We start from the raw sequence: 2,017 nt of genomic DNA on the forward strand, positions 1-2,017 counted from the left end.
GCGATTGGCAAATCCGCGAGAGGAACGTGGCCGCCGTCCGCGAGCCTGAGCACAAGCTGCAGCTCGTACGACGTGAAGGTCAGTTCTGCACCGCGCCATGGGATGCGGTGTTCGACATGGACAATCCCATACACGCTGTCGGCGCCCATCGTCTCCTCCATCAGGGGGCCGGATCGCTGCGCATCAGTGTGACGATCCGCGCCGCCACGGTATCGGCGGCGGCGATCAACGTCGTGTCGGCGACGTGAATATAGCGCCGCGTCACGGTATGGCCCCGGTGCCCGAGCAGTGAGCCGATGGTCGCATCGGCGAGCCCGAGATCGGCGGCGACGCTGGCGTACGAGTGGCGCAGCACGTGCGACGTCACGTCGCGTGGTAGCCCCGCGGCACGATAGACGACCCGCTCCCAGACCCTGCGGAAATTAACTATCGGCGCATCCCCGCCGGCCGACCGAAACACGAACTCGCCCGGCGCCATCGCCTTGATCATCTGACACGCAGTCGTGCACAGCGGTCGCATCGACGCGCCGGTTTTGGTCGCGGCAAGTCGAGCGGTTGATCGCGCCACATCGATCTCGACGTATCGCAGCCCGAGAACCTCGCCGCGCCGCCAACCTGTGAGCGCGAGGAACCGGATCACCGCTAGCGCTGGCGGCCATTCGCCCGCCGCCTCAGCCGCGTCCAGCGCGGCGCCGAGTGCACGATATTCCACGTCATCGAGCCGGCGCTCGCGACGACCATCGGCGGGCTTGATTATCAACCTGCACGGGTTGTCCTCGCGGAGCCCGCGCCGCACGGCGTACGTCATGATGGCTCCGAGCAGCCCCATCGTCCGGCTCGCGGCACCGCGTCCACCACGGACGTGCGACACGGCACGGAGCCTATCGAGCTTGACCCGTTTGTGCGTCTTGCCCGCGATGATGTCGGACATCATGCGCTCGATGTCCTGCCGGGAGATCGAGGCGACCGGAAGGTGGCCGATGAGCGGCCGAATGTGCGCGTCGACGCGGCAGTGGTCGGTCGCGATGGTACTCGCGTTCTTCGCGACCCCACGCCGCGTCAGTACCCGGCCAGCCGCGGCGTCAGCGAGATACTCGTCACAGAGGTCGGCTATCGAAATCACCTGATGCTCGATCTGGCGCTCGCCGCTCGGGTCTCCGCCGTCGATCACGATCCGTAACAGCCTGATCGCCTCGGCCCTCGCCTCGTCCGGTGTCCATGGCGATCCATGACGGCCTATCGTGTAGGTCCGCTGCCGACCTTCCTTTGTTCGATATCGAAAAACATAGGTCGGCCGTCCGCGCTGCCGGCGCGCACCGAAACCAATGATCATGGTGTCCCACACGGTCTCGCCGACTTTGAGCCCCTCGACGATCCGCAATCCAATCCGTGCGCCCAGCTTCCGTACCCCTTCGGTAGCTGGTTCTCACGGATCGGCGATTTGTCTACTGAAATCAGCGAGCATACAGCGAGCAGCAGGTGCCAAAACGCACCGCGTCCTCACCCAAATCACGAGGATTCCCCTTCCGTCACGACGTTGACATGGCAGGGGTCACAGGTTCAATCCCTGTCGCGCCCACCACTCAAATCCCTGAAATCACACCGTTTTCTCGAAGACGGCCCGGTTGTACCTCCGGCTTTGAGGCTGTTCAGCGAGCACACAGCGAGCGACGCACGCCTTGTTTCCTGCGGTTCTCAGCCGATGGGAAGCGGAGCGAGCAGCGGCATCGAGGTGATGTCCGAGATGGTGGGATAGGTCTCGGGGACGGTCGTTCGAGGCGCCTCGGCTGGCACGACTCGGTCGCAGGTACCGGCGGTAGGAACCAGCCAGCGAGCAACCAGCGAGCAGGCGCAGCCTATAGATCACGCCGTCGTGAGGCTCGGGTAGGGGCGGTTACGGACGGCAGAATGCGGCGGAACGGTCATCCCCCAGGTCACCCAGACCGCCTGTCGGGCGCATCTTGACCGTCTCTGGACCGCTGCGGCGAGCGTCGACCGTGGCGTCGCGACTGCCGGC

At 65.3% G+C, this 2,017-nt stretch carries 1 protein-coding gene; it reads right to left on the bottom strand.

From position 1 onward, the window contains the following. Positions 1 to 160: 160 nt before the first annotated feature. The gene (locus RT91_RS19620; protein WP_051788415.1) at positions 161 to 1,381 is read right to left on the bottom strand and encodes a site-specific integrase; all 1,221 of its coding nucleotides are present in this window, start codon (positions 1,379 to 1,381) and stop codon (positions 161 to 163) included. Positions 1,382 to 2,017 lie beyond the last annotated feature (636 nt).

It is taken from the genome of Acidiphilium sp. JA12-A1 (assembly GCF_000724705.2).
In the GTDB taxonomy this organism is placed as follows: domain Bacteria; phylum Pseudomonadota; class Alphaproteobacteria; order Acetobacterales; family Acetobacteraceae; genus Acidiphilium; species Acidiphilium multivorum.